This is a genomic window from Mesorhizobium sp. WSM4308 (genome assembly GCF_002294905.1).
Taxonomy (GTDB): domain Bacteria; phylum Pseudomonadota; class Alphaproteobacteria; order Rhizobiales; family Rhizobiaceae; genus Mesorhizobium.
This window is the reverse complement of the sequence record NZ_NSFW01000003.1, coordinates 319,682-343,602: the sequence shown is the minus strand read 5'-3', so window position 1 is coordinate 343,602 and position 23,921 is coordinate 319,682. Positions and strand designations below refer to the sequence as shown.

19 protein-coding genes, 1 pseudogene and 1 riboswitch are annotated in these 23,921 nt (G+C 64.8%); of the genes and pseudogenes, 9 read left to right on the top strand and 11 right to left on the bottom strand.

Translation table 11 applies throughout. The features are described 5' to 3' along the window. Positions 1–188: 188 nt before the first annotated feature. Positions 189–1,487 carry an adenylosuccinate synthase gene (locus tag CK227_RS07495; protein WP_095772066.1) on the top strand — a complete coding sequence of 433 codons (1,299 nt, stop codon included), beginning with the start codon at positions 189–191 and terminating at the stop codon, positions 1,485–1,487. A gap of 75 nt (positions 1,488–1,562) precedes the next feature. Next, positions 1,563–3,278, top strand: a complete 1,716-nt coding sequence (locus tag CK227_RS07490; RefSeq protein ID WP_095772067.1) for a hypothetical protein — start codon at positions 1,563–1,565, stop codon at positions 3,276–3,278. A gap of 26 nt (positions 3,279–3,304) precedes the next feature. On the opposite strand, the gene CK227_RS07485 is transcribed toward CK227_RS07490, so the two are convergent. From CK227_RS07485 to CK227_RS07470, 4 genes and pseudogenes are all read right to left on the bottom strand, one after another. Continuing rightward, positions 3,305–3,607, bottom strand: coding sequence for a CcdB family protein (locus tag CK227_RS07485; RefSeq protein ID WP_095772068.1), 303 nt, complete (start codon positions 3,605–3,607; stop codon positions 3,305–3,307). Beyond that, positions 3,604–3,846, bottom strand: a pseudogene (locus CK227_RS07480) (type II toxin-antitoxin system CcdA family antitoxin). The gene CK227_RS07485 and the pseudogene CK227_RS07480 overlap by 4 nt, the downstream one beginning before the upstream one ends. Positions 3,847–3,903: 57 nt before the next feature. Continuing rightward, entirely contained in the window at positions 3,904–5,724 is a 1,821-nt protein-coding gene (locus tag CK227_RS37795; protein ID WP_095772069.1) for an ABC-F family ATP-binding cassette domain-containing protein, read from the bottom strand. A 1-nt stretch (position 5,725) separates the two neighbouring features. Then, a complete protein-coding gene (locus CK227_RS07470; protein WP_095772070.1) occupies positions 5,726–6,370 on the bottom strand; it encodes a thiamine diphosphokinase in 645 nt (214 codons plus the stop codon). Between the two features lie 88 nt (positions 6,371–6,458). Next, positions 6,459–6,573: riboswitch (TPP riboswitch) on the top strand. A 43-nt stretch (positions 6,574–6,616) separates the two neighbouring features. Here CK227_RS07470 and thiB point away from each other — a divergent pair. The 4 genes from thiB to CK227_RS07450 all read left to right on the top strand — a co-directional run bounded on the left by thiB (position 6,617) and on the right by CK227_RS07450 (position 11,975). Further along, positions 6,617–7,615, top strand: a complete 999-nt coding sequence (gene thiB / locus CK227_RS07465) for a thiamine ABC transporter substrate binding subunit (RefSeq protein ID WP_095772071.1) — start codon at positions 6,617–6,619, stop codon at positions 7,613–7,615. A 246-nt stretch (positions 7,616–7,861) separates the two neighbouring features. Continuing rightward, on the top strand, positions 7,862–9,478 hold the full coding sequence (thiP, locus tag CK227_RS07460) for a thiamine/thiamine pyrophosphate ABC transporter permease (protein ID WP_179296391.1): 1,617 nt from the start codon (positions 7,862–7,864) through the stop codon (positions 9,476–9,478). Then, complete coding sequence (thiQ, locus tag CK227_RS07455; RefSeq protein ID WP_095772072.1) at positions 9,471–10,247, top strand: thiamine ABC transporter ATP-binding protein; 777 nt, start codon at positions 9,471–9,473, stop codon at positions 10,245–10,247. The genes thiP and thiQ overlap by 8 nt, the downstream gene beginning before the upstream one ends. A 258-nt stretch (positions 10,248–10,505) precedes the next feature. Then, complete coding sequence (locus CK227_RS07450; protein WP_095772073.1) at positions 10,506–11,975, top strand: M48 family metalloprotease; 1,470 nt, start codon at positions 10,506–10,508, stop codon at positions 11,973–11,975. 17 nt (positions 11,976–11,992) lie between these two features. Here the strand turns inward: CK227_RS07450 and CK227_RS07445 are convergent, their stop codons facing one another. Then, positions 11,993–12,856, bottom strand: coding sequence for an RNA polymerase factor sigma-32 (locus CK227_RS07445; RefSeq protein WP_095772074.1), 864 nt, complete (start codon positions 12,854–12,856; stop codon positions 11,993–11,995). Positions 12,857–13,180: 324 nt separating this feature from the next. Between CK227_RS07445 and CK227_RS07440 the strand changes: the two genes are divergently transcribed. From CK227_RS07440 to CK227_RS07430, 3 genes are all read left to right on the top strand, one after another. Further along, a complete protein-coding gene (locus tag CK227_RS07440; protein ID WP_095772075.1) occupies positions 13,181–13,954 on the top strand; it encodes an amino acid ABC transporter substrate-binding protein in 774 nt (257 codons plus the stop codon). 137 nt (positions 13,955–14,091) lie between these two features. Continuing rightward, a complete protein-coding gene (locus CK227_RS07435) occupies positions 14,092–14,772 on the top strand; it encodes an amino acid ABC transporter permease (protein ID WP_095772076.1) in 681 nt (226 codons plus the stop codon). After that, positions 14,769–15,542, top strand: coding sequence for an amino acid ABC transporter ATP-binding protein (locus CK227_RS07430; protein WP_095772077.1), 774 nt, complete (start codon positions 14,769–14,771; stop codon positions 15,540–15,542). The genes CK227_RS07435 and CK227_RS07430 overlap by 4 nt, the downstream gene beginning before the upstream one ends. Before the next feature lie 78 nt (positions 15,543–15,620). Here the strand turns inward: CK227_RS07430 and CK227_RS07425 are convergent, their stop codons facing one another. The 6 genes from CK227_RS07425 to CK227_RS07400 all read right to left on the bottom strand — a co-directional run bounded on the left by CK227_RS07425 (position 15,621) and on the right by CK227_RS07400 (position 23,713). Continuing rightward, positions 15,621–16,202 (bottom strand): CarD family transcriptional regulator, encoded by a 582-nt coding sequence (locus CK227_RS07425; protein WP_010911999.1) that lies wholly within the window; start codon positions 16,200–16,202, stop codon positions 15,621–15,623. A gap of 370 nt (positions 16,203–16,572) precedes the next feature. Continuing rightward, positions 16,573–16,911 carry a ferredoxin FdxA gene (gene fdxA, locus CK227_RS07420; protein WP_008873823.1) on the bottom strand — a complete coding sequence of 113 codons (339 nt, stop codon included), beginning with the start codon at positions 16,909–16,911 and terminating at the stop codon, positions 16,573–16,575. 247 nt (positions 16,912–17,158) lie between these two features. Next, entirely contained in the window at positions 17,159–17,545 is a 387-nt protein-coding gene (locus tag CK227_RS07415; protein WP_095772078.1) for an RNA-binding S4 domain-containing protein, read from the bottom strand. Positions 17,546–17,560: 15 nt separating this feature from the next. Beyond that, the gene (locus CK227_RS07410; RefSeq protein ID WP_095772079.1) at positions 17,561–21,001 is read right to left on the bottom strand and encodes a helicase-related protein; all 3,441 of its coding nucleotides are present in this window, start codon (positions 20,999–21,001) and stop codon (positions 17,561–17,563) included. 711 nt (positions 21,002–21,712) lie between these two features. Then, positions 21,713–22,438 (bottom strand): acetoacetyl-CoA reductase, encoded by a 726-nt coding sequence (phbB, locus tag CK227_RS07405; RefSeq protein WP_095772080.1) that lies wholly within the window; start codon positions 22,436–22,438, stop codon positions 21,713–21,715. Between the two features lie 90 nt (positions 22,439–22,528). Beyond that, the gene (locus tag CK227_RS07400) at positions 22,529–23,713 is read right to left on the bottom strand and encodes an acetyl-CoA C-acetyltransferase (RefSeq protein ID WP_095772081.1); all 1,185 of its coding nucleotides are present in this window, start codon (positions 23,711–23,713) and stop codon (positions 22,529–22,531) included. Positions 23,714–23,921: the final 208 nt, after the last annotated feature.

Sequence of the window (23,921 nt, the reverse complement as noted above, 5' to 3'; positions counted from 1 at the left end):
CGTTGCGGTGTTTGCCGGCCTATTGCCCCTCTCAGCCCAAGTAAATGATGTCAAAGCCGAAAATTGTTGTGCCTCAGGGCATTTTCGGCGGCAAAGAAAGGTCGCGCTCGCGAGGTCTTGACGCTATAGAGGCCTGTCGTTTCGAACCATATCCAAGCCGCTCGGCGGCGTCTCAAGGGAAAAGAAACATGGCCAATGTGGTGGTCGTCGGCTCGCAGTGGGGCGACGAAGGCAAGGGCAAGATCGTCGACTGGCTGTCGGAGCGCGCCGATGTCGTGGTGCGTTTCCAGGGTGGCCACAATGCCGGCCACACGCTGGTCGTTGACGGCAAGGTCTACAAGCTGTCGCTGTTGCCGTCCGGCGTCGTGCGGCAGGGCAAGCTGTCCATCATAGGCAATGGCGTGGTCTTCGACCCGCATGCTTTCGTGGCCGAAGTGTCAAAGCTCAAGGCGCAGGGCGTCGAAGTGACGCCGGATCGCCTGAAAATAGCCGAAAACACAGCGCTTATCCTTTCGCTGCACCGGGAGCTGGACGGATTCCGCGAGGACGCCGCGTCAAATTCCGGAACGAAGATTGGCACGACCCGCCGGGGCATTGGTCCGGCCTATGAGGACAAGGTGGGTCGGCGCGCGGTGCGGGTGATGGATCTGGCGGATTTGGAAACGCTGCCCCTGAAGGTCGACAGGCTGCTGACGCATCATAATGCGCTGCGCCGCGGGCTTGGCCATGGCGAAGTCACGCATGACGCGATCATGGCCGAATTGACCTCGGTTGCCGACGAGATCCTGCCCTACATGGACCGTGTCTGGAAGATCCTCGACGACAAGCGCCGCGCCGGCGAGCGCATCCTGTTCGAAGGCGCGCAAGGCACGCTGCTCGACATCGACCACGGCACCTATCCGTTCGTCACCTCGTCCAACACGGTGGCCGGCCAGGCCGCCGCCGGCTCGGGCGTCGGTCCAGGCGCCATCGGTTATGTCCTTGGCATCACCAAGGCCTACACGACGCGCGTCGGCGAAGGTCCGTTCCCGACCGAACAGAAGAACGAGATCGGCGAATTCCTCGGCACGCGCGGCCATGAATTCGGCGTCGTCACCGGACGCAAGCGCCGCTGCGGCTGGTTCGACGCGGTGCTGGTGCGCCAGGCTGTCGCCGTCAACGGCATCAAGGGCATCGCGTTGACCAAGCTCGACGTGCTCGACGGGCTGGACGAGATCAAGGTCTGCACCGGCTATCGCCTCGACGGCGAGATGATCGATTACCTGCCTGCGAGCCAGGGCGCGCAGGCCCGTGTCGAACCGGTCTATGAGGCGCTGGAAGGGTGGAAAGGCACCACTGCCGGCGCGCGCAGCTGGAACGACCTTCCGGCCCAGGCCGTCAAATATGTCCGATACATAGAGGAGTTGATCGGCGCGCCGGTGGCCCTCCTCTCCACCAGCCCGGAACGGGACGATACGATACTTGTGACCGATCCGTTTCAAGACTAGTTTCTGAAGCCTTTCCGGGCATCACGGCTGATTTGCGGGGGCCGGCGCGGAAGCAAAATACAGGTCGACTGAAGCATGGCAGATTTTGTTGCTGTTCTGAAAAAGGCGCTCGACAAACACGGTGACGAGACGCCTGAAAAGCGTACGCGCATCTATGACAGCGTTCGTTCCATGCTGGCCAAGAAGCTCGCGGAATATTCGCCGCCGCTGGCCACCGAAGCCATAAGCGCGCAAAAGCGCTCACTGGAAAACGCCATTACGAGCGTCGAGCGCGAGTACGCCAAGAGCGTGCCGGAAACGGACCCGCTCGCGGAGCTGGAGCACATCTTTTCCTCGATCGACCGCAACAAGAACCAGCCGAGCCACACGCGCCAGCCGGTGAAGGCGGAGCCGGCGTGGCCGGCACCGCCAGCCGCCAAGGCCGAGCCTTACCGTCCCGCGCCGCCGCCTGCCGCTACGCCGGAACCTTACCAGTCCGCGCCTTCGCCCGTGGCCAAGGCCGAGCCAGGCTGGCAGAAACCCATGCCGGTGCAACCGGTGGCCCCCGATCTCGCCGATCCTGCCTTGCCGGGCATGGATGCGGACCAGGACGATGATCGCGCCGACGTCTTCCCGGACGATGAGGAACCGGCGGCAGCCGATACTTTCCGCCTGCGCCCTGCCGAGCGCAAACGCAGCTATGGCGGACTGATCGCCGCCGTCGTGGCCGTGCTGGTCGTTGCCGGCGGCGGCTATGGCATCTGGCTCAACAAGGACGCCTTCAGCAAGATGCTGGGCCTCGACGGCAGCAAGGTCGTCGCCAAGACCGAACCCGTGAAACCGGCGCCGGCCAAGCCGGCGACCGACGCCCCGGCGGCGCCAGCGCCCGCGGCAGGTGCCGAGGGGACGAAATTCACGCAGCGGCTGACGCCCGAAGGCGGCGAAACCGACCCCGGCCCGGCCGCTGGCCAAACCGGCATAGGCGAGGGTGAATCCGTCGCAGCGCTGACGACACCGCCATCGGCGACGAATGCCCCGGCCAATCCGCCCCCGGCCGCAGCCGCGCCCGCGCCAGCCGCGGCGGCGCCTGCCGCGACCGCACCCGCACCCGCGGCTGGCACCGCGCCCCCCGCGACCCCGCCTGCCGACAGCGCCGCACCAGCCGCGCCGGCCAATGCCGCCGCCACGCCACCGCCCGCCCCGGCGGGCGCCACGCCCGCGGCACCGGCGGCTGCCCCAGCGACGCAGACCTCGGTGCCGGTCGGCCAGAAGGCGATCTTCTATGAGGAGCGCACCAGCACCGCGCAGGGTTCGGCCGAGCCCGGCAGCATCGTCTGGTCGCTGGTGCAGGAATCGCCCGGTGGCGACCTGCCGCCCGAGCCGGCGATCCGCGCCGAGGCGACCATACCCGGCAAGGATATCCAGCTGCGCATGACCATCCGCCGCAACACCGACCAGACGCTGCCAGCCAGCCATATCATCGAGATGATCTTCCTGACGCCCGACGGTTTCGAGGGCGGCGGCGTCGACAACATATTGCGCGTGGCGATGAAGAGCTCCGAGCAGGATGCCGGCAGCCCGCTGATCGGTATACCCGCCAAGATCGCCGACGGCTTCTTCCTCGTCGCGCTCAACGACACCAAGGCCGACGAGGATGCCAACATGACCTTGCTGCGCGGCCAGGACTGGATCGACGTGCCGGTCGTCTACAAGACCGGGCGCCGGGCGCTGCTGACCATGGAAAAAGGCATTCCCGGCGAGAAGGTGTTCGACGAGGCGATCAAGGCCTGGCAGGCGAAGACGGCGGGCTGAGAAGGCGGCGCAACGGTCGCCCTCACTCAGAAACCCTGGAACAGCATGTCGAGCGCGGCGGCGATGTCGCCATGATGGTTGCAAAGGTTTCCTTCCGGGCTCTGCAATTCAGAGGCACTGAAGGCTGACAAAAACTGTGTGACCATTACATGATCTTTGCCGTTTATAGCGAAGGTCGGGTTCAGTCGGCGGCCGGGAACCGGCGCTGTCTCTGGCGGCATCAAGGGAATGATGACCCTCGTGCTCAGCCTTTCAAGAAGGTCTGACTGCACATCCAGCAGATAACCATCGCCCTCGGCATTCCGATAAAAGTCGTAACGCGCCGTCAGAACGGCCGGTGTTTGGCCAATGGCAGTCCGTTGCGGCTGACATATTCATTGGAGCTTTCGATGGCTTCCTTGTTTTCTTCCTGCCATCAGCGCGATTTTTCCGCCGCTATCGCTTTCGCGATACCTGCCTCGGCAGCGCGGGAGATGTCGACGCCCAACGCCTTGGCGTCTTTGATCAATTGAGAGTCAATGGACGTGTTGACGGACGTCCTCTGAGGTTTTGGTGCCGATTGAAGCATGGAGACGTCTTTCTTTATGCGCACAATATGCGCGCACAAAAGGCCGCATACAATCGTTCACCCCTCCATCTCCTCGCGCAGCATCTCCAGTTCCAGCCACTCTTCCTCGAGCGCGGCCAGCGTTGCGCGTTCCTTGTCGAGGGCGGCGATGGTCTTCTGGAAGGAGGCCGGGTCGCGCTCGTAATAGGCCGGGTCGGCGATGTTGTTCTCCAGCCGCGAGATCGAAGCGGTCACCGCCTCGATTTTCTTGGGCAGCGATTCCAGAGCGAATTTCTGCTTGAACGACAGTTTCTTCGCCGGCCCTTTCGGGGCTGCCGGTTCGCTCCTGTCCGTCGCCGGCGCATCGGCGGCTTCAGCCCTGGCGCGCGCCTTGCGGTCGTCGAGCCGGGTGCCGCCGCGCTGCGCCAGCATGTCGGAATAGCCGCCGGCATATTCGATCCAGCGGCCGCCGCCGTCCGGCGCGATGATGCTGGTCACGGTGCGGTCGAGAAAATCGCGGTCGTGGCTGACCAGGATGACGGTGCCGGCGAAGCCGGCGACCAGTTCCTGCAGCAGTTCCAGTGTCTCCATGTCGAGATCGTTGGTCGGCTCGTCGAGCACCAGGAGGTTCGCCGGCCGCGCCAGCACGCGCGCCAGGATCAGCCGCGCCCGCTCGCCGCCGGACAGTTCGCGCACCGGTGTGCGGGCCTGCTCCGGCTTGAACAGAAAATCCTTCATGTAGGAGACGACATGACGCTGCTCGCCATTGATGACCAGATTCTCGCCACGCCCGTCGGTGAGGTACTGCGCCAGCGTCTCCTGCGGATCGACCGCCTCGCGCTTCTGGTCGAGCGTGGCGATTTCCAGATTGGTGCCGAGCCGCACCGAGCCGGCATCCGGCGCCAATTCGCCGGTCAGCATCTTCAAAAGCGTCGTCTTGCCGGCGCCATTCGGTCCGACGAGGCCGATGCGGTCGCCGCGCTGGATGCGGGTCGAGAAGCCCTTGACCACGGTGAGGTCGCCAAAGCTCTTCTCGATGTTCTTCGCTTCGATCACCAGCTTGCCGGATTCGGCGGCGTCGCTCGCCACCATGGTCGCGGTACCTTCGGCGCCGCGATGGCCGCGAAAACGCTGACGCATGGTCTGCAGCTCGCCCAAGCGGCGCATGTTGCGCTTGCGCCGTGCGGTCACGCCATAGCGCAGCCAGTGCTCCTCGCGCACGATCTGGCGGCCAAGCTTGTGCTGCTCGCGCTCTTCCTCTTCCAGCACCTGGTCGCGCCATTCCTCGAAATGGCCAAAGCCCTTGTCCAGCCTGCGGGTCTGGCCACGGTCGAGCCAGACAGTGGCGCGCGACACGCGCTCGAGAAAACGGCGGTCGTGCGAGATGACGATGAGCGCCGAGGAGGTGCGCACGAGCTCTTCTTCCAGCCATTCGATGACCGACAGGTCAAGATGGTTGGTCGGCTCGTCAAGCAACAGAATATCAGGCTCCGGCGCCATGACACGGGCCAGGGCTGCGCGCCTGGCCTCGCCGCCTGAGAGATCGCTCGGCCGTTCCTCGCCGGTGAGACCAAGATGCTCCATCAGATAGGAGGCGCGGTAAGGATCGTCGGCTGGCCCAAGCCCCGCCTCGACATAGGCGCGCACGGTGGCGAAACCTTCCATGTCGGGCATCTGCGGCAGATAGCGGACGGTTGCCGAGGGCTGGCGGAACACCTCGCCATCCTGCGGCTCGATCAGGCCGGCGGCGATCTTGAGCAGCGTCGATTTGCCGGACCCGTTGCGGCCGACCAGCGCGATCTTGTCACCAGCCGAAGCGGTCAAGGCGGCGCCGTCGAGCAGCGGTGCGCCGCCAAAGGTCAGTTTTATCCCGTCGAGATTGAGAAGGGGCGGGGCCATGTCAGCTTTCAGGTAGTGGATAGGGATGAGCGAGCAGCAGCGCGCGGCCGTGGCCGAGCGCGATGTCGAGGCGGCCCTTGACCTCGTTGGAGATGGTCAGCGACGAACCGAAGGCCACTTCGACCTGGTCGAGCGGCCATTTGGCGCCCGTGACGGTCAGGCCGACAAGCTCGGAAAAGCCGAGGATCGAAAACAGCGTGCCGTCGGCATAGTCGAAGCCGGCCGTTCCCAACGCCAAGGGTACGCCTTCCTGGGCGCCGCTGGTCAACAGCACCTCCGTTCCGGCCTCGGCCAGGCGCAGGGCGAGCGCCAGATGCAGGAAAGCGTGGTCGGCGCGCTTGCCGCCGAACGCGCCCGCCAGCACCAGGCTGGTCGCGCCGCGCTCGAGTGCGGCCGCGATGGCCAGTTCGCCGTCGGTCTTGTCCTTCTCCGCCGGAAAGGTCCGGCGCGGCACGGCGGCGAGATCGTCAGGCAGGTCGGCCGGCACGGAATCGAAATCGCCCACCCACAATTCAGGCACAAGACCCAGAAGCCGCGCATGGCCGATGCCGGCGTCGGCGGCGATGACGCGCGAGCCTTCGACCTGGCGGTCGAGCCGGGGCGTGCGGATGAGATCGCCGCCAAGCAGAATGGTGAATGTGCTCATATCCGGTGGCCTGTACCAGCCCGGCAGCGGAAACGGAAGGCCGGCAAACTGCCACTTGCGCGGTTCCCCGGCCCGGCCTATGTGTCAAAACGCTCTAACGGGGTGCCGGACGCGATCTTCGCGGACCGGCTGAGAGGCAGTCTCGCCAACCCGCTGAACCTGATCCGGTTTGTACCGGCGGAGGGATTAGACGTTTCGGATAGTCCGACGCCTCAATTCCTTTCAATTCGAACGAAGGAGGCGCCGATGCGCACGCTTTTATACGCTCTTGTCTCGACCATGGTCGTGGCGCTGTCCGGGCCGGCCTTGGCCAAGGACAAGCTCACCGTCTACACCTATGAGAGCTTCACCGCCGACTGGGGTCCAGGCCCGGTGGTGAAGAAGGAATTCGAGGCCGAATGCGGCTGCGACGTCGAGTTCGTCTCGGTCGCCGATGGTGTGGCCCTGCTCAACCGCGTCAAGCTCGAAGGCGCGTCGACCAAGGCCGATATCGTGCTCGGCCTCGACACCAATCTCACCGCCGATGCCAAGGCCAGCGGGTTGTTTGCCCCGCATGGCGCGGTCTCCGATATCAACGTGCCGGGTGGCTGGAGCGACGATACTTTTGTTCCCTTCGACTACGGCTACTTCGCCGTCGTCTATGACACCGAAAAACTGAAAACGCCGCCGAAGAGCCTGAAGGAACTGGTCGAAGGCAGCGCCGACGACAAGATCGTCATCCAGGATCCGCGCACCTCGACGCCGGGTCTCGGCCTGCTGTTGTGGGTGAAGTCGGTCTATGGCGACAAGGCGCCGGAAGCCTGGGCCAAGCTCAAGACGAAGGTGCTGACCGTGACGCCGGGCTGGAGCGAGGCCTATGGCCTGTTCACCAAGGGCGAGGCGCCGATGGTGCTGTCCTACACGACCTCGCCGGCCTATCACATGGTCGCCGAGAACACGCAGCGCTACCAGGCCGCTTCCTTCGAGGAAGGCGAATATCTGCAGATCGAAGTCGCGGGCATCACCACGACCGGAGCCAAGAACCCGCTGGCTGCAAAATTCATCGCCTTCATGACCGGGCCGAAATTCCAGGATGCCATTCCCGAGACCAACTGGATGTTCCCGGCAGGCAAGACCGACAAACCGCTCAACCCGGCCTTCGACAAACTGGTCAAGCCGGCCAAGACCCTGCTGTTCAGCCCCGAGGAGGTTGCCGCCAACCGCAAGGCCTGGGTGGATGAATGGCTGGCGGTGATGAGCAAATAGTTTGGCCATATGATCGAAAGATGAGTGCTCTACGGCGCCCCCCCCTGTCCTGCCGGACATCTCCCCCACAAGGGGGGAGATCGAATGCTATCGGTGATTTCGCCAATCGCCGACGCTATAGGTATGAGCGAGGCGCTGAAACAGCCAATCTCCCCCCTTGTGGGGGAGATGTCCGGCAGGACAGAGGGGGGCGCCAAGGAACGCAACCTTCTATAAGTGTCGCTATGCGGAGACTGGCGGTCGATCGTGCAACGCGCTGATCCCCGCGCCAGCGCTGGCATCATTGCGCTCGGCGCGATCACGCTGCTGATCGGCGGCGCGTTTGCCGGGCTGCTTGTCGAAGGCGCTCACGATTTCTCGGGAGCCTGGGTGGCCTTCGATCCCTATCTGCTGCGCGTTGTGCGCTTCACGCTCTGGCAGGCCACCCTCTCGACCCTGCTTTCGGTTATCCCGGCGCTGGTGGTGGCGCGCGCCCTGTCGCGGCATCCGCGTTTCTTCGGCCGCGCCTTCATCCTGCAGCTCTTCGCCGTGCCTCTGGCGCTGCCGGCGATCGTCGCGGCGCTTGGCATACTGGCGCTGTACGGCCGTGCCGGCTATTTCGCCGGGCTGTTCAGCGCCGTCGGCGGCCAGGGTTGGCCAGGCATCTATGGCTTGTCCGGCATTCTCGTGGCCCACGTCTTCTTCAACCTGCCGTTGGCGACCCGGCTATTCCTCGAGGCGCTGCAGACCATTCCCGCCGACCAGTGGCGGCTGGCAAGCCAGCTCGGCATGGCGGCGCGGCCGGCCTTCCGGCTGATCGAATGGCCGACGCTGCGCGCCGCTCTGCCGGGTGTCGCCGGGCTGGTCTTCATGCTCTGCATCACCTCCTTCACCATCGTGCTGACGCTCGGCGGCGGCCCGGCCGCGACGACGCTGGAGGTCGGCATCTACCAGGCACTGCGCTTCGATTTCGACCCGGCGCGGGCGGTCGCCCTGACCTTGCTGCAGATCGCGCTGACCTTTGTCATGGTGCTGGCATTGACGCGGCTTGGCGCCAATGTCGTCGGCGACACCAACCTGCCGGTGGCGGCGCGCCGTTATCTCTCCGTCAATACGACGGAGGCGTCACTCAACGCCGTGCTCATCGTGCTGGCGCTGCTGTTCGTTGTCGGACCGATGGCCGCGACCGTCTCGGCAGGCTTGGGCGCCGATCTCGGCCGGCTCGCCGGCGAGGCCACAGTCCGGCAGGCGACGCTGACCAGTGCGGTGCTGGCTTTCCTGTCGGCGCTGCTTTCGGTGATGCTGTCGCTGGCGCTGACCATGGCGCGGCGGGCACTCGCGTTGAACCGCCGCGCCGGTCCACGAACACTGCTCGAACATGCCACGGATACCGGCGCCGGTTTTGTGCTGGTCGTGCCGCCGATCGTCATCGGAGCCGGCTGGTTCCTCCTGCTGCGCCATGCCGGCGATGTCTTTGCCATCGCCCCGGTCATGGTCGTCACCGTCAACGCGGTCATGGCTATGCCTTTCGCGCTGCGGGCCGTCCGTCCCGCCTATGACGCGGCGAGCGAGCGCCACGAACGGCTCTGCGCGCAGCTCGGCATTTCCGGGTGGGCGAGGCTGCGGCTGGTCGACTGGCCGTCATTGCGGCGGCCGCTCGCCACCGCCTTCGCCTTCGCCATGGCGCTGTCGCTCGGCGATCTCGGCGTCATCGCACTGTTCGGCAGTGATTCCGTGCAGACCTTGCCTTACCTTCTCCTGGCGCGCATGGGCAGCTACCGCACCGAGGACGCCGCCGGCCTGGCGCTGTTGCTTGGCCTCGTTTGCCTCGCCCTGGTGCTGGCGGCGGACTGGCTGGGACGAGACAAGGTCTGCAATGTCTGACGGGGCGATGAGAGGGAAGGGTGTTCCGGTGCGGCTGGACAAGGTCTCGTTCAGCTATGGCGAGGTGCCGCTCACCTTCGATGTCGCCTTCGCGGCGGCGGAAATCACCGCCATCATGGGGCCGAGCGGTTCGGGCAAGTCGACCCTGCTCAACCTCGTCGCCGGCTTCGAGACGCCGCGGTCAGGCCGTGTGCTGATCGGCGGTGTCGATGTCGGCGCCGATCCTCCGGCTGCGCGGCCGGTGTCGATGGTGTTTCAGGAAAACAACCTTTTTGCGCATCTCTCCGTCGAGCAGAATGTCGGGCTCGGCCGCTCGCCATCGCTGCGGCTGACCGAAGCCGATCGAACCGCCATTGCCGAGGCATTGGAACGCACAGGCCTTGGCGGCAAGGACAAGCGGCTGCCGCGCGAACTCTCCGGCGGCGAGCGCCAGCGGGTCGCCCTGGCGCGCGTGCTGGTGCGCGATCGCCCGGTGCTGCTGCTCGACGAGCCCTTCGCTTCGCTCGGGCCCGCCTTGCGTGACGATATGCTCGACCTGGTTGCCGGTGTGCATGCGGAGCGCTGCATGACGGTGCTGTTCGTCACGCACCAGCCACAGGACGCCCGCCGCATCGGCCAGAATGTGGTGTTTCTGGACGATGGCGCCGTTGCCGCCACCGGCAGCGCGGACGATTTCTTTGCCGGGGCTGGTCCGGAGGCGTTCCGGCGCTATATCGGTGCAGGTGCCGGCAATGCCGTATCACGAGATATTGCCCGGAAGCGGACATAATTTACGGTCAAACCGGTATCAGGCGAAGGGGCGCTTGCTTGCCATGGCAGAAGTAGTGTGGCTAGGTCCGCCCTACTGGTCCGGCACAGGCCGTGATTTGCCTACTGCATCCGCCGCGCGCCCCAGGGGACGCGCATCGGGTGCCGTAGAAATTTGTATTTGCGCATGACAGGTTCCGAAGATCGCTCCCGATTTTCTTGGTCATGCGCCGGGACCTGAAAGGAAGCCGCTCTGGCGATCGGCGTCGACAAGCTACGAATGAACCCGCTAGCGCGCTTTCTGGCGCTGGCCGGCTTTGCCGTGACGCTCGCAAGCTGCCAGATGTTCACGCCTCCGGAAGTCCAGGAATCCGGCTTCCAGCCGTCCGACAAGCCGATCACGGTCGACAATGTCAGTGCCAACAACAAGCTCGCCGAACTGGCCAAGGCGCAGCATCCGCGCATCCTGGCGACCTATGGCGGCGAATATTCCGATCCCAAGCTCGAGCGCATGGTCGCCAAGGTCGTCGGCAATCTGACCGTTGTGTCGGCGAACCCGACCCAGACCTACCGCATCACCATCCTCAATTCGCCCAACGTCAACGCCTTCGCGCTGCCGGGCGGCTATCTCTACATCACGCGCGGTCTGCTGGCGCTGGCCAATGATTCGTCCGAACTCGCCGCCGTCATCGCGCATGAGATGGGCCACGTCACCGCCAATCACGGCCTGCAGCGTCAGCAGCTGGAGGCCGAGGAAGGCCTGGCGACCAAAGTGGTTTCCGATGTGCTCGGCGACAGCCCGACCGCCAAGGCTGCCTTGATCCGCGGCAAGCTCCGGCTGGCGCAGTTCTCGCGCAACCAGGAGCTCGAGGCCGACGCCATCGGCATCAAGTCGATCGGCGAAGCCGGCTACGACCCCTATGCCGCCGGCCGCTTCCTGCAGTCGATGTCGGCCTATACCGATTTCCGTTCGATCAGCGGCGCCACCGACGCCAGCCTCGACTTCCTGGCGACGCACCCCAACACGCCGCAGCGCATCGACCTGGCGCAGCGCCATGCCCGCCAGTTCGGCGCGCCCGGCGTCGGCACCCGCGACCGCGATTCCTTCCTCGCCGGCATAGACGGCCTGCTCTATGGCGACACGCCGGAAGAAGGCTATGTGCGTGGCGAGACCTTCCTGCATCCGGGTCTCGGCGTGTCGTTCACGGTGCCGGACGGTTTCATCATCGACAATTCGGCGGCGGCGGTGACGGCGACCGGGCCGGGCGACATTGCGATCCGCTTCGACGGGGTTTCGATCGACAAGAACCGCGCCCTGACCGACTACATCAGAAGCGGCTGGGTGGCCGGTCTCGATGACAGCAGCGTCAAGCAGGAAACCATCAACGGCAACGAGGCCGCGACCGCGCATGCCAGTGCTGAAGGCTGGCAGTTCGACATCGCGGTGATCCGTGCCGGCGGCCAGGTCTACCGGTTGCTGACCGCGGCGCCCTCGGCCAGCACCTCGCTGGAGGCGGTGGCGCGTTCGGTCAGCGGGTCGTTCCGCATCCTGAGTGCCGCCGAAAAAGCGGCTCTGAAGCCGCTGCACATCCGCGTGCTCACCGTGCAGCCGGGGCAGACCATGGGATCGCTCGCCGCGCAGATGGTCGGCGTCGACCGCAAGCTCGATCTGTTCCGCGTGCTCAACGCGCTGTCGCCGGGGGCCGCGGTTTCGGCCGGCGACAAGGTCAAGATCGTCACCGACAAATAGGATCCCGCTGCGCGGAATCAGGCGGCTGTCGCCAGAAATTCCGGGTTCTGCTTCACCAGCGCCACTTTGAGCTTTTCCATGGCGCGGGCCTCGATCTGGCGGACGCGTTCCTTGGAAATACCGAGCGTCTCGCCGAGCGCCTCGAGCGTGGCGCCCTCGTCGTTCAGCCGGCGTTCCTCGATGATCCTGAGTTCACGGGCGTTCAGCGCGTGAAGCGCCTCCCGCAGCCAAAGCGAACGGCGCGCGACATCGATCTTGTCGCCGACGATCTCGTCGGGCAGCGGATCGTCGGAAACCAGGAAGTCCATCCGCTCGGTCGCGCCCGCATCGTCGGCAAGCGGCATGTTGAGTGAGGAGTCGGGCGCCGACAGCCGTGAATCCATCATCGCCACGTCAGCCTCGGAGACGCCAAGCGCAACCGACACTTCGCGGTAGAGCGTCGTGTTGGAAAGCGGCTCGGCGCCGTTCGCCAGCCGGGCGCGCAGGCGGCGCAGGTTGAAGAACAGGGCTTTCTGCGCGGAACTGGTGCCGCCGCGCACGATCGACCAGTTGCGCAGGATGTAGTCCTGCATCGAGGCCCGGATCCACCACGTCGCATAGGTGGAAAACCGCACCTCGCGCTCGGGCTCGAAGCGGGCGGCGGCCTCGAGCAGGCCAACATGGCCTTCCTGGATCAGGTCGCCGAGCGGCAGGCCGTAATGGCGGAATTTCGAGGCCATGGAAATGACCAGCCGCATATGGGCCACGGTGATGCTGTGCAGGGCGTTCTGGTCGTTGTCTTGCTTCCAGAGCAAGGCCAACCGATGTTCCTCGTCGCGTTCGAGATAGGGAGCCTTCATCGCCGCGCGGACCATGATCCGTCCTGCCGTATCTTCCATCATGAGGCGCTCCCTGCTCAGGCGATATACCCGATGTTACGAACTTGGCAGGGCACCGGTTGAAATCGCGGCGTCGCGCCCTAGAACAGCCAAAACTGCCATGCGCGAGAAAGGTTCCGCTGGCGCGGGCGGGCGAGTGATGCTGTCCGGGCGATTTCGACGCGGTCTCCGGGGACGTTCAGTCGCTGCACGGACTCGTATTTGGAGAATTTGGTTTCAGGATTTCTTTGTTTTTGAAATCAGGTTCCTTATTCTTTCGGCTCGCATCTGTCATTTTCCAACCCTCACAGCAGGCCAGACATCAGGCCAGGACGGGATCACAAAAATATGAAATGGCTCAAATCGCTTATCGTCGCCGGAACACTGCAGGCCCTGGCGGCCACATCAGGCCATGCCGGCGCCAATCTCGATCAGATCAAGCAGGTCGGCGTCATCAAGGTCGGCACGGAAGGCACCTACGCGCCCTTCACCTACCATGACGCGTCCGGCGCGCTGGTCGGCTTCGACGTCGAGATCGCCAAGGCGCTCGCCGACAAGCTCGGCGTCAAGGTCGAGTTCCTCGAGGGCAAATGGGACGGGCTGATCGCCGGTCTCGACGTCAAGCGCTACGACGCCGTCATCAACGAGGTCGGCATCACCGACGCCCGCAAGGCCAAGTATGATTTCTCCGATCCCTACATCGCCTCCAAGGCGGTGCTGATCGTGCGCGGCGACAACCCCGACATCAAGACTTTCGCCGATCTCAAGGGCAAGAAGTCGGCGCAGTCGCTGACTTCGAACTTCGGCAAGCTGGCCGAGGCGAACGGCGCCGAACTGGTCGGCACCGACGGCTTCGACCAGTCTATCCAGCTGCTTTTGACCGGCCGCGCCGACGCCACCATCAATGACAGCCTGTCGTTCCTCGACTTCAAGAAGCACAAGCCCGACGCCAATGTGAAGATCGCCGCGCAAGAGGAAAACGCCGACTATTCCGGCGTCATCGTGCGCAAGGGCGATCCGGAACTGGTTGCCGCCATCAACAAGGCGCTGGCCGATATCAAGGCCGACGGCACCTACAAGAAGATCGCCGACACCTATTTCGGCCAGGACGTCTCGAAGTAATTTCGAGTGAGGGCGAGTTGTCGCCCCTGTAATGCACCAGCGGCGGGCCGTCTTTGACGACTCGCCGCTTTTGTCTAGATATGGCTGACGCATTCGCGCTTCAATGAAGCCATCTCGACCATTCTGGAGGGTCTTTCGTGCCGCACTGGCTGCAACTGATGCTGGAGTCGCTGCCTTCGCTGCTCTGGGCCGCCCTGATTTTCACCGTGCCGCTGACGCTCTTGTCCTTCGTGCTGGGCCTGACCGTTGGCCTCGGGGCAGCCCTCGGCCGACTGTTCGGGCCGAAGCCGCTGGTCATGCTCGTGCGCTTCTATGTCTGGATCTTCCGCGGCACGCCGCTGCTGGTGCAGCTGTTCCTGATCTTCTACGGCCTGCCGTCGGTCGGCATCCTGCTCGATGCTTTTACCGCAGCGCTGATCGGCTTCACGCTGAATATCGGCGCCTACACGTCGGAAATCATCCGCGCGGCCATCGGCTCCGTGCCGAAGGGCCAGTGGGAAGCCGCCTATTCGATCGGCATGACCTGGAGCCAGGCGATGCGGCGCACCATACTGCCGCAAGCCGGCCGCGTCGCGGTGCCGCCGCTCTCCAACACCTTCATCTCGCTGGTCAAGGACACCTCGCTGGCCGCCGCCATCACCGTGCCCGAGATGTTCCAGGCGGCGCAGCGCATCGTCGCCACCACCTATGAGCCGCTGATCCTCTATGTCGAGGCGGCGATCCTCTATCTGGCGATGAGTTCCGTGCTGTCGGCCCTGCAGACGCGGCTGGAGGAACGGCTCAACCGCTATGGCGGCTTCCTGGAGGCGCGCGCATGATCGGCCTCACCAATATCGAAAAGCGCTTCGGCGACAATCTGGTGCTCAAGGGCGTGACGGTCGCGATCGCCGAAGGCAGTGTCACGGCACTGGTCGGCCCTTCGGGCGGGGGGAAGAGCACGCTGTTGCGCTGCATCAACCTCCTGGAGATCCCGACTTCGGGCACGGTGCGCATCGGCGACGAGACGCTCGAGTTTCGCCCGGGCATCAAGGTGCCGGCCGCCGATATCAGGCGGCTGCGCCTGCAGACCGGCATGGTGTTCCAGAATTTCCAGCTGTTCCCGCACCGCACCGCCATCGAGAACGTCATGGAGGGACTGGTGACCGTGCTGAAATGGTCGCCCGGGGAGGCGCGTGAGCGGGCGCTGGCCTTGCTGGAAAAGGTCGGGATGGCGCACAAGGCCGATGCGTGGCCAGCGACGCTGTCAGGCGGCCAGCAGCAGCGCGTGGCGATCGCCCGCGCCTTGGCGCCGTCGCCGAAGGTGCTGCTGTGCGACGAGCCGACTTCGGCGCTCGATCCGGAACTGGCGCAAGAGGTGGTCGACGTGCTCGGCAAGCTCGCCAGCGAAGGCACGACCATGGTGATGGCGACGCACGACCTGCGGCTTGCCTCCAAGATCGCCCAGGAAGCGGTGTTCCTCGATGCGGGCGTTATCGTCGAGCAGGGGCCGTCGGCCACATTGTTCGGCAATCCGGAGCGCGAACGGACCAAGCGCTTCATCGCGACGCTGAAGCAGGAGGCCGAGAAGGAAGGCGGCGGTCAGGTGTAGCCCCGACCCCTGCCTTGTCCGAGAAACAAAAAACCCGGCGCGAGGCCGGGTTTTTCGTGAACTTAAAGGCACAAGATCTCAGGCAGCTTCTTCCTGCTCGGCTTCCTCATTGTCGGCCTTGGCGCCGCGCTTAGGGCCCTTATTGAGGTTGACCTCGATCAGGCGCACGGCTTCGGTTTCCGACATGCGGTTGACGGCCGCGATCTCGCGGGCCATGCGGTCGAGTGCCGCCTCGTAAAGCTGACGCTCGGAATAGGACTGCTCCGGCTGGTTGTCGGCGCGGTAGAGGTCGCGCACGACTTCCGAGATGGAGATCAGGTCGCCAGAATTGATCTTGGCATCATATTCCTGGGCGCGGCGCGACCACATGGTGCGCTTGACGCGGGCGCGGCCCTGCACGACCTTCAACGCGCGCTCGACATAATCCTCTTCCGACAGCTTGCGCATGCCAATGGAGGTCGCCTTGGCGACCGGCACCTTCAGGCGCATCTTGTCCTTTTGGAAGTCGATGACGAACAGTTCCAGCTTATGGCCGGCCACTTCCTGCTCGTCGATCGACACGATCTGGCCAACGCCATGCGCCGGATAGACGATGTACTCGCCGGTCTTGAAACCGTGACGCGCACCAGTGGACTTCTTCTGCGGGGTGATCGTTGCCATTACGCCCTGAACTCCTTGTTATGGGCCGGCGGCGGTGCCGGCTGAACTCGTGCGACCGGAGAACCCGATCGTTAGCCGCACAACAGATGAACCCACCGGAAAGGTCGGGACCGGCAAACCGCACGAACTGCGACCGCCTGACCCCAGATCGCTCTGGTCCGGACTGGGATTTTCACCTTTCAGTGATTTGGGGCGTCTGCGCCATAAATCGACGTTGTGTCACCGGCATGTTTCGCTGATGTAGCACAAAAAGTCGGAAGAATCAAGGTTTTGCTGCGTAAGCGAAGGCCACAACCAATCGCCGCCTGTCAAGGCGGTTAATCCGATCTGCCTGTTACCCTGCGTCATACAAGCCTTTACGGCCGCATTGTCAATCGCCTTCGCCGGGCTCGGCGGAGAAGTATTTCTCGAACTTGCCGGCCTCGCCGTCGAAGGTCTTGGCGTCTGCCGGCGGCTCCTTCTTGGCGGTGATGTTGGGCCATTTCTCGGCATATTCGGTGTTGATCTGCAGCCATTTGTCGAGACCTGGCTCGGTGTCGGGCTTGATCGCGTCGGCCGGGCATTCGGGCTCGCAGACGCCGCAGTCGATGCACTCGTCGGGATGGATGACGAGCATGTTCTCGCCTTCATAGAAACAGTCGACCGGACAGACCTCGATGCAGTCCATATATTTGCACTTGATGCAATTGTCGGTCACGACATAGGTCATCGGTCGGCTCCGGGACGTCCCAGCTTAATGGGCCAGTTTCTTGGGCTTTTTCCGTGAGGTAACGCCTTTGCCTCTCGCTTGCAAGGGTTGCCATGCGCGGCCGCCCCGGCGTTTGCGGAATGGAATTCCAGGCGGCAGGCGCGGCAAGGGCGGCTGATGTCCCGGGAGCATCTTGTTTGCCGGGTTCCGTTCTGCCCTGCGTCCGCCATTGCCCCGGGATCGCGGCCCGCGATCTGGCCGGCCAGCTTCAATCTTCGCCAAGCAGGCGGTCGGTCTGGCGGCGCTCTCTCTTGGTCGGGCGGCCGCTGCCGGCCTCGCGCAGCGCCGGCATGGCGTCGGGAAGCGCCTCGCCCTTCGGTGTCGGCGGCGGCGACATATCCTCATAGAGGGTGCGGGCTTCCTCCGCGGGGCCGCGCCGGACACCAGCGCCAAGCACCTTCCAGACGAAAATGCGCCGGTCGAGCGTGATGGTCAGCACATCGCCCGGCTTGACCAGATCGGAGGCCTGCGCTGCTTTGTCGCGATTGATGCGCACGCGCCCGGCGACGACGAGCTTCGCCGCGAGCGAGCGCGATTTCACCGCGCGCGAGAAGAACAGCCATTTGTCGATGCGCTGGCGGCCTTCGGCAACCATCGGACCCTACCGAGCCTACTTCTTCAACTGGTCGCGCAAGGCGGCGAGCTTGGCGAACGGCGAATCCGGATCGAAGCGCATCGGACGTTCCTCGCGCGGCTTCGGCTGGAAAGCAGGCTTTGCGCCCCCCTTGCCGCGATCGGGACCGCCCTTGCCCTCGGGCCGGCCACCCTTCCAGTCGGGTCGGCCTTCGCGACGCTCGCCCTGCGGGCGGCCGTCACGGCGCTGTTCGCCTTCACCCTGTGGTTTGGGCTTGAACTTCGAACGGTCGAAGCGCGGCTTGCCGGCGCCATCGCGACGCCCCTCATGAGCGGGACGTTCGCCGGGCGCGCCGGTGGTTTGAGCAGCGACGGCCTCGGCCGGCGCATTGCCACGGCCGCGCGCTTGTCCGTTGCGCTGGCGGTTGTTGCGGCCTTCGTGATGGCGGGGGCGCTGTTCGAAACGGCCCTGGCGCCACAGCAGGATCGGCTTGGGCACTTCGGCTTCGGCGATGGGCTCGCTGGTCTCACCCTCCCCTTCGTGGGGAGGGTCGGCGCGCGGCGCCGGGGTGGGGGGAGCGGCGGTGCCGTCGGCACTGCCTGAATCGTTGGCTTCATCGCCACCACGTGCATCGTCGGCGCTGTCACCCCCACCCGCGTCGCTTCGCGCCGCGACCCCCCCCATCGAGGGGGAGGTAAGGGCGCTATCGCTTTCGGCGACAGCAACGTCAGCAACGGCTTCCGCCACGAGCGGAACTTCTTGCGCGGCTTCTGCCGGAGCTTCTTCCGCGGCAGGCTCTGCCCTCGTTTCCGCGACGACCTCGGCCGGCGCTTCGACGGCGGCCTCGGCGGCTGCCGGCTCCGAACCCTCGACCGCCGCCTCCGCGGCCGCGGCCGTAGCGGCGGCTTCGGCTGCCTTGGCCTGCTCGGCGCGCGCGGCTTCTTCCGCCGCAAGTTTCGCGGCGGCAGCTTCCCGCGCGGCGGTGTCCTGCGCCTCGAGCCGTGCTTTGACCTCCGCCGCCGGCTTCGGCTCGGCGCGGTAGCCGAGGCCCTTGAGGATCTCTTCCATGTCGTCGGCGGTGGCACCGAGGATCGACATCATCGGCGGCGTCACCATGAAGGAATGGCCGTCATAGGCGCCGTCCGGGCGCTGGCCGAGGCCGGGCTTCCAGTTGGTTGCCGGACGGATGAGGTCCGCCAGCCGCTCCAATATGTCGACGCGCACGGCGCGGCGGCCGAGATTGCGATAGCCGGCCAGCTTGTAGAAAGCCTTGTCGAAGGCAGGATCGATGACCACGGAGGTGCGGCCGGACGCCAGCGCGTGGACGACGTCGCCGAAACCAGGCTTGTCCTTGCCGTCGTTCTTCAGCGCCCACAGCAAGGTCACCAGCCCGGCGGGGGCCGGCTTGATCAGTGCCGGCACGAAGACATGGTAGGCGCCGAAGCGCACACCGAGCCGGCGAAGGGCCGCGCGACCCTCCTGGTCGAGCGACTTCATCTCCTCGGCGATATCGCGGCGGTTGATGAGGCCGAAATTCTCGACCAGCTGGAAAGCGATGCCTCGGCCGATGCCGGAAATCTGCTCGGCGTTCTTCAGGTCGACCAGTGGCTTCAGCAGCGTTTCGATCTGGAAGTTGACGAAGCGTTCGGCGCGCGCGGCGACCTTGTCGCGTGCCGGACCGGTCAGCTGTTCGTCGGCCAGCAGCACGAGGCGCGGCTTCAGCGCGTCTTCGCCGGAAACCAGCGTGCCGATCGGCGCGCCGATCCAGCGCAGCGTGCCGTCCGAGCCAAGCGCCAGGTCGCCATTGGCGCAGGCGCCGAAGCGTTCGGCGCGCGCCTCGAACTCGGCGGCCAGCGCCTTTTGCGCGGCCGTGCGCACGGCCTTGGCGTCTTCGCCGCCGGCGGTCTGGTCGGCGGTGAAGCGGAACCCTTGCAACTCGCCGACATGGTGGCCTTCGACAAGGACGGTTCCGGTAGGACTGATTTCGGCTTCAGGCATGGTATTTTCTCTAAGGCGCCGCATGAGGACGGAAGTCCTGCGGTCTACGAAGCGTTTCGTCAACCGCTCATGCAGCGCATCCGACAATCTGTCTTCGATTTCGCGCGTCTTTTCCTGCCAGTGTGCCTGATCGGCCAGCCAGCCGGGCCGGTTCGACACGAATGTCCAGGTGCGGATCTGGGCAATACGGTGCGACAGCGTGTCGATGTCGCCCTCGGTGGTGTCGGCGCGGCGCACCTGCTCGGCCATGTAGTTCTCGTCGACATGGCCATGACGGGCAAGGTCCATGTAGATGGAGGCGATCAGGTCGGCGTGCTGGGCAGGCGCGATCTTCCTGTAGTCGGGCAGTGCGCAGGCTTCCCACAGCAGCGCGACGCGCTTTGCATCGGTGGCGAGCGCGCGGATGTCATCGTCGCGGGAGAGATATTCGAGCGCCTGTGCGTCGACCGCCGGCAGGGCGCGCGTCAAGCCCTCGACCGGGGCGTTGGTCTCGATCGAGCGCTTGAGCGTATCGAGGCTGCCGAAGTCGAAATGCGCGGTGCGCCACTGCAGCACCTTCACCGGATCGAAGTCGTGGCCCTCGATCTTCTTGACCAGCTCTTCGTCGAGCGGGTCGACCTGGCCAGTGACGCCGAACGTGCCGTCGCGCAGATGCCGGCCGGCGCGGCCGGCGATCTGGCCAAGCTCGGCCGCCGTCAAGTTGCGGTACTGGTAGCCGTCGAATTTACGGTTCTGGGCGAAGGCGACATGGTCGAGATCGAGATTGAGACCCATGCCGATGGCGTCGGTGGCGACGAGATAGTCGACATCGCCGGACTGGAACAGCGCCACCTGGGCGTTGCGAGTGCGCGGCGATAGCGCGCCGAGCACGACGGCGGCACCGCCCTGCTGGCGGCGGATCAGCTCGGCGATGGCGTAGACCTCGTCGGCGGAAAAGGCGACGATCGCAGTACGGCGCGGCAAGCGGGTCAGTTTCTTCGAACCGGCATAGGCCAGATGCGACAGCCGCGGCCGCGTCACCACCGAGACGCCCTTCAGCAGGCGCTGCAGGATGCCGTGCATGGTGGCGGCACCCAGCAGCAGCGTCTCCTGGCGGCCGCGCAAATGCAGGATGCGGTCGGTGAAGATGTGGCCGCGCTCGAGGTCGCCGGCGAGCTGCACCTCGTCGATGGCGACGAAGGCGGCGTCCGTCTCGCGCGGCATGGCCTCGACGGTGCAGACCGAATATTTCGCGCCGGGCGGCTGGATCTTCTCCTCGCCGGTGATCAGCGCGACCTTGTGTGCGCCGACCTTTTCGCAGACGCGTGTGTAGACTTCGCGGGCCAGCAGCCTGAGCGGCAGGCCGATGACGCCGGTTTCGTGCGCCACCATGCGCTCGATGGCGAGATGGGTCTTGCCGGTGTTGGTCGGCCCAAGCACGGCGGTCACGTCGCGGCCCGACAGGATCAGCGGCTCAGTGTGTTTCGGCTGGATGTTCATCGACCTGGAAATAAGGCTTTCTGGCCTCTGGTTGTCGGGAGCGTGCCTCAACTGGCGCGTATGACAGGCGACACATAGGGATTTCGGGCGCGAAGCGAAAGCGGAATGTTCCACCGGCGGCTCGAATGCAACTCTGTCTGGCGCTAAATTGGCTGCAGCTTAACTGATGGAACGAGTCTGGAACGAATCGGCGACGAATCGGCGACTCGCTCAGATTCAGCTTTTGTTCACGGCTACATATGGATTTTGTGAGCCCGAGTCTCACCACATGCTGAATCATCGAACTGGCCCGTTTTATGCTGGCGGGCCTTGTCCTTAACTTTTGCCGGCAAATGAACGAAGCATCTCGATGGCTGTCGCTCAACATTATGAAATTGTTAATCTTTCTGAATTTGTCGTTAATGAAACACGGCTGAAACCCGGGCATTAACGTTAACTTCCGCCCAAAGCCGGAACGAATCGGCGACAAATCAGCGCCGGCGACATTTTCCCGTTTTGTTCCGTCAATATCTTGTGTTGTGAACAGCTTATCCACCGAGGATTCACAGGCTTGCCCACAGGGTTCGCACAGGCGGCGCTGCCGCCATTAACCTTTGCGTGCCGGATTGGGGCATTGCGCCGCAGCGGGGCGTCCAGGGCTCCAGGCCTCCATTGAAAACGGACCGGTTTCCCGGTCCGTTCGTCGCGGGATGTGAGCCGCCGTCAGACGTCTCAGGCGAAGTACTGGCCGCCATTGGCGGTGATGGTCGAGCCGGTGATGAAGCCGGCATCCTGCGAGGCGAGGAAGACGACGCAGCGCGCGATCTCTTCCGGCTCGCCGAGGCGGCCGACAGGGATCTGCGGCAGGATGCGCTCGTTGAGCACCTTCTCGTCGATGGCCTTGACCATTTCGGTGGCGATGTAGCCGGGGCAGATGACGTTGACGGTGATGCCCGCGCGAGCACCCTCTTGAGCGAGCGCCTTCGAGAAGCCGATGTCGCCGGCCTTGGCGGCGGAATAATTGACCTGGCCGGCCTGGCCCTTCTGGCCGTTGATCGAGGAGATGGTGATGACGCGGCCGAACTTGCGCTCGCGCATCCCGTTCCACAGCGGATGCGTCATGTTGAAAACACCCGACAGGTTGGTGTCGATGACTTCTTTCCACTGGTCGCGGGTGATCTTGTGGAACATGGCATCGCGGGTGATGCCGGCGTTGTTGACCAGCACCGAGACCGGGCCGAGGTCGGCCTCGACCTGTTTGATGCCGGCGGCGCAAGCGTCATACTCGGCGACCGACCATTTGTAGACCGGAATGCCGGTCTCGGCCTTGAATTTCGCCGCCGCTTCGTCGTTGCCGGCGTAGTTCGCGGCAACCGAATAGCCTGCGGTCTTCAAAGCGATCGAGATCGCCGCGCCGATGCCGCGCGATCCGCCCGTGACGATTGCAACCTTGGTCATGCATTTCCCCTTTTTGATATCGCCCTGTTTTCGGGCTTGGCAGGCACTCGATATTGAACGGGCGGCTCGCGCCGCCCGGTCATCGTTTTCTCAGAGCGCTTCAACGCACATGGCGACGCCCATGCCGCCGCCGATGCACAGCGTCGCGAGGCCCTTCCTGGCGCCGCGGCGGCGCATCTCGTGGACCAGCGTGTTGAAGACGCGGGCGCCCGAGGCGCCGATCGGATGGCCGATGGCGATGGCGCCGCCATTGACGTTGACGATCGAGGGATCCCAGCCCATGCCCTTGTTGACGGCGCAGGCCTGCGCGGCAAATGCCTCGTTGGCCTCAACAAGGTCGAGATCGCCGACCGACCAGCCGGCCTTCTCCAAAGCCTTGCGCGAGGCGGGGATCGGGCCGGTGCCCATGATCGCCGGATCGACGCCGGCGGTTGCCCAGGACGCGATGCGCGCCAGCGGGGTGATGCCGCGCCTTGCGGCCTCCGCTTCGCTCATCAGCAGCGCGCCGGCCGCTCCGTCATTGATGCCGGAGGCGTTGGCGGCGGTCACCGTGCCGTCCTTGTCGAAGGCCGGCTTCAGCTTGGTCATAGCGTCAAGCGTGGCGCCGTGGCGGATGTATTCGTCCTGGTCGACAATGGTGTCGCCCTTCTTGCCCTTGATGGTGAAGGCGACGATTTCGTCCTTGAATTTGCCGGCCTTCTGGGCGGCCTCGGCCTTATTCTGCGAGGCCAGCGCGAACTGGTCCTGATCGTCCCGGGTGATCTGGAACTGGCGGGCGACGTTTTCGGCGGTGTTGCCCATGTGGTAGCCGTTGAAGGCGTCCCACAGGCCGTCCTTGATCATGGTGTCGATCATCTTGTAGTCGCCCATCTTGACGCCGGCGCGCAGGTGCTCGGCGTGCGGCGACAGCGACATCGATTCCTGTCCGCCGGCAACGATCACCTTGGCGTCGCCGGTGGCGATCTGCTGCATGCCGAGCGCGATGGCGCGCAGGCCCGAGCCGCAAACCTGGTTGAGGCCCCAGGCAGTGGTCTCCTTGGGCAGGCCGGCAATGATCGAGGCCTGGCGGGCCGGGTTCTGGCCCTGGGCCGCGGTCAGCACCTGGCCGAGGATGACCTCGTCGACCTCGGCTGCCTCGACACCCGCGCGCGACAAAAGCTCCTTGATGACGACAGCACCGAGTTCATGCGCCGGCGTCGCCGCGAAAGCACCGTTGAAGGAGCCGACGGCCGTGCGCGTGGCACTGGCGACAACGATGGAATTGGCAGAGGACATTTTCTTCTCCAGACTTCGAGCTGTCGTGTTTTCAGGCATTGTTGGCAACTTTTCTTGCCCTTTCCATGACCCAAGTCAAACCGGAAATCGGCATGGCGCCCATGCACGCCAAGCAGGTCGCGCGCCGCCGCGCCGGCGGACTGGCCGCTGCTGCGCAGCATATTTCGCCTGCTATGCAGCATTATATGATCCCGCACTGCACAAACTG